This window comes from Micromonospora sp. NPDC051296 (genome assembly GCF_040682255.1).
In the GTDB taxonomy this organism is placed as follows: domain Bacteria; phylum Actinomycetota; class Actinomycetes; order Mycobacteriales; family Micromonosporaceae; genus Micromonospora; species Micromonospora craterilacus.
The window spans coordinates 1-4351 of sequence record NZ_JBFBAO010000479.1 but is presented as its reverse complement, the minus strand read 5'-3'; the positions used below and the strand labels follow the sequence as shown (position 1 = coordinate 4351).

Here is a 4351-nt window from a genome sequence, read left to right as displayed (position 1 = left end):
GGGTGTCTACCCGTCCGGCAGCTTCGACGGCGAGATCCTCTTCGACGGCAAGCCGGTGCACTTCCGCGGCATCCGGGACAGCGAGGACCACGGCATCGTCATCATCCACCAGGAACTCGCCCTGGTGCCGTACCTGTCGATCGCCGAGAACATCTTCCTCGGCAACGAGCGCCGTGGCCGCAACGGGCTGATCGACTGGAACCGCACCAACGCCGAGGCGGCGGAGCTGCTGTCGTCCGTCGGGCTGCACGAGAACGCGGTCACGCCGGTCGTCCAGCTCGGCGTCGGCAAGCAGCAGCTGGTGGAGATCGCCAAGGCGCTGTCCAAGAAGGTCCGGCTGCTCATTCTCGACGAGCCGACCGCCGCGCTCAACGACATCGACTCGGCGCACCTGCTCGATCTGATGCGCCGGCTCCGCGAGCAGGGCATCACCTGCATCATGATCTCGCATAAGCTCAACGAGATCACCGCCATCGCCGACTCGACCACCGTGCTGCGGGACGGTCGGACGGTGGAGCGGCTCGACATGGGCTCGGGCGAGGTGACCCAGGATCGGATCATCCGCGGCATGGTCGGGCGCGACCTGGACAGCTTCTACCCCGACCGGGTCTCCTCGCCCGGCGAGGAGGTGCTGCGGATCGAGGACTGGTCGGTGCGGCACCCGACCCAGGACCGCCTCGTCGTCGACGGCGCCAGCCTCGGCGTACGCGCCGGCGAGGTGGTCGGCATCGCCGGGCTGATGGGGGCCGGGCGTACCGAGCTGGCCATGAGCGTCTTCGGCCGGTCGTACGGCCGGGACATCACGGGCCGCCTGTTCATGCACGGCAAGGAGATCAAGGCACGCTCCGTCGCGGAGGCGATCGGCAACGGCATCGCGTACGCGACGGAGGACCGCAAGCGCTTCGGGCTCAACCTCATCGAGGACATCCGGCGCAACATCTCCTCCGCCGGGCTGCGCAAGCTCGCGCGCCTCGGGTGGGTGCACGACAACGAGGAGATCAAGGTCGCCGAGACGAGCCGGCGCGACATGAACATCAAGGCGCCGAGCGTGATGTCCGTGGTCGGCAAGCTCTCCGGCGGCAACCAGCAGAAGGTCGTCCTGTCGAAGTGGCTGTTCACCGATCCGGACGTGCTGATCCTCGACGAGCCGACCCGCGGCATCGACGTCGGGGCGAAGTTCGAGATCTACACGATCGTCAACCGGTTGGTCGCCGAGGGTAAGGCGGTCATCATCATCTCCTCCGAACTGCCCGAGCTGCTCGGCATGTGCGATCGCATCTACACGTTGTCGACGGGCCGGATCACCGGCGTGGTGCCGGTCGCCGAGGCGACCCAGGAGAAGCTCATGGAACTCATGGCGAAGGACAAGGAACCCGCCCGATGACCAGCACCAAGCCCTCCTCGGCGGCACCGAGGCCGACCGAGAGCGCTCCGGCCGCCGCACTGCACGTCGGCACCAGCGACCCCCGTACGCTGATCATGAACAACCTGCGGCAGAGCGGCATCTTCGTCGCCCTCGTCGTCATCGTCGCGCTCTTCGCGTTCCTGACCGACGGGCTCTCGCTCAGCCCGGGCAACATCACCAACATCGTCCTGCAGTACTCCTACATCCTGGTGCTCGCGATCGGCATGGTCATCGTGATCATCGGCGGGCACATCGACCTGTCCGTCGGCTCGGTGGTGGCACTGACCGGCGCGGTCTCCGCCGTGGTCGTCATCCGGCAGGGCCATCCGTGGTGGCTCGGCGTGCTGGCCGCCATCGCCGTCGGGCTCGCGGTCGGCGCCTGGCACGGCTTCTGGGTGGCGTACGTCGGCATCCCCGCCTTCATCGTGACCCTGGCGGGCATGCTGCTGTTCCGCGGCCTGACCCTGCGGGTGCTGGACAACATCTCGCTGTCGCCGTTCCCGGCCGAGTACAACCAGATCGCGGCCGGCTTCCTCAACGGACTGATCGGCGGCGACGGCTACGACGCCTTCACCCTGCTCATCGGCGGCATCGCGGTGGCCGGTTACGTGGTGAGCTGCTTCCGCACCCGGGTCGCGCGCATCCGCTACCAGCAGCCCGTCGAGTCGTTCGCGCTGTTCGTCGCGCGGATGGCGTTGGTCGGCGCCGTGGTCATGTACTTCGCCTGGCAGTTGGCCCACGCCCGCGGCCTGCCGATCGTGCTGATCATCCTCGCCGTCCTGGTGCTGGTCTACGGCCTGCTCACCCGGCGTACGGTCTTCGGCCGGCAGGTGTACGCGATCGGCGGCAACCTCTCCGCGGCGATGCTGTCCGGCGTGAAGGTCCGTACCGTCAACTTCTGGATCTTCGTCAACATGGGCTTCCTGTCCGCCGTGGCCGGGATCATCTTCTCCTCGCGGTCGAACGGTGCCCAGCCGGCGGCCGGCAACATGTTCGAGCTGGACGCGATCGCGGCGGCGTTCATCGGCGGTGCGGCCGTCACCGGTGGCGTCGGCACCGTCGTGGGCGCCATGGTCGGCGGTCTCATCATGGCGGTGATGAGCAACGGAATGCAGCTGATGGGTGTCGACCAGTCGTTGCAATCGGTGGTGAAGGGCCTGGTGCTGCTCGTCGCCGTGGCCTTTGACGTCTACAACAAGCGGCGCGCCGGCGCGAACCGTTGACGGTCCGGTGTGGGCCGACCGTCGAAGCTGATGCCGGAGGTCGGATTGGTCCAGGAGGAGATCCGCCGGCGAAATGCCGGCGCTCTGCTGCGGTACGTGCACCTGCTCGGCGCGGTGTCCCGCGCCGAGCTGGCCGAGCGGATGGGGCTGAACCGCAGCACCATCATGGCGCTGACCGCCGAGTTGACCCGGGTGGGTCTGGTCCACGAGGAGCTGCCCACGGACACCGGACGGGCCGGGCGGCCCTCGCTGATGGTGCGGCCCGCGGCCGACCGGTTCTACGTGCTGGCCTTCGACGTCGCCGTGGACCGGCTGGTCGCCGCCAGGGTGGGGCTCGGCGGCTCCATCCTGGAGCGCCGGACGGCGGTGCGCCCGCGCGCCGGGCCCGATCTGCACGAGGTGGTCGAGGTCCTCGCCCGCTTTGGCTGTCAGCTGCACCGCGCGGCACCGCCGGACGCGACCTGCGTGGGCGTGGGCGCCTCGTACTGCGGCATGATCCGGCCCGGGGACGGGATGGTGCGCTTCGGGCCCGACCTGGGCTGGGTGGACCAGGCGTTCGGCGCCGAACTCGGCCGCCGCCTCGGCCTCGGCCTGCCGGTGGCGGTGGGCAACGAGGCGCATCTCGGCGCGCAGGCCGAGCAGCAGCGCGGTGCGGGTGTCGGCTTCCAGAACCTCATCTACCTGCACGGTGACGTGGGCGTCGGCGGTGGGATCATCGTCGGGGGCCGGTTGCTGGGCGGTGACGGCGGCTACGGGTGCGAGCTGGGGCACATGGTGGTGAACCCGTACGACGGGCGGCCCTGCGGCTGCGGCTCGTACGGCTGCCTGGAGGCGGAGGTCGGCGAGCGGGCCCTGCTCGACGTCGCCGGCCGGCCTGCCGAACTGTTCGGCCGCGAGGCCGTCCGGTCGGTGGCGGACGACGCCGACCGCGGCGACCCCGCGGCCCGGGAGGCGCTGCGCCGGATCGGCGACTGGCTCGGCATCGGAGTGGCGAACCTGATTAACCTGTTCAATCCGGGCATGGTGGTCTTCGGCGGGATGCTGTGTGACCTGTATCCGGGTGCGGCGGCTCAGGTCCGCAGCCGGATCGCCCGTAACGTGCTGCCGGTCGCCCGGGAGCACGTACGGCTGCGCACCGCGGCGCTCGGCGACAACGTCACCCTGGTCGGCGCTGCCGAACTCGGCTTCGCCCCGTTGCTCGCCGACCCGCTGGGCCTGCCCGCCGACGCCGGGCGTCGCGCCACCGCCGGGACCGCCGGCACGGCCAGCAACTGCCGCTGACGGTCGTCCGCGCCGACGGTGTCGGCCACCCGGCTGCCGATTGCATCGATATATGCCATGTTATCGCTGACATGAACGGTTTGGCGATCGGGACAGATTCCATTGATTGAGATCGAGGTGTCCGGGGTGTCGTGGTGGGTCGGCGCCGGTCCCTGAACATGCATGTCAACAGCGAGTGAGGGCCGCGATCGCGCCCCCGGCCCTGGCGCGTCCGGTTCTGCCTTCAGCCGGAGCTGATCTCCGCCGGCGATCGATGGTGTTAACGCTCATTCAGCCGGTTCGCCGACGCGAGGCCGGTGCCTGCGGCTGCGGCAGGGGTGCCCGGCGCCGGTTGCCGCGCCGGTGTCGAGCGGGCCGCCGGAGCGGCGATCCTCGATTCGCTGCCGGACGACGCCGATCCGACCCGGATCATGCGGATCGGCACGGCCTCGGTCTACCTGGA

Annotated in this window: 3 protein-coding genes; all 3 read left to right on the top strand. The window is 69.7% G+C overall.

What is annotated here, in order from left to right:
* The coding region (locus tag AB0M52_RS31235) for an ATP-binding cassette domain-containing protein (RefSeq protein ID WP_363961149.1) at window positions 1-1384 on the top strand (1384 nt) is incomplete at its 5' end.
* Window positions 1381-2628, top strand: coding sequence for a multiple monosaccharide ABC transporter permease (gene mmsB / locus AB0M52_RS31230; protein WP_363961147.1), 1248 nt, complete (start codon window positions 1381-1383; stop codon window positions 2626-2628). The genes AB0M52_RS31235 and mmsB, both read left to right, overlap by 4 nt.
* A gap of 30 nt (window positions 2629-2658) precedes the next feature.
* Window positions 2659-3909 (top strand): ROK family transcriptional regulator, encoded by a 1251-nt coding sequence (locus AB0M52_RS31225; protein ID WP_363961145.1) that lies wholly within the window; start codon window positions 2659-2661, stop codon window positions 3907-3909.
* Window positions 3910-4351 lie beyond the last annotated feature (442 nt).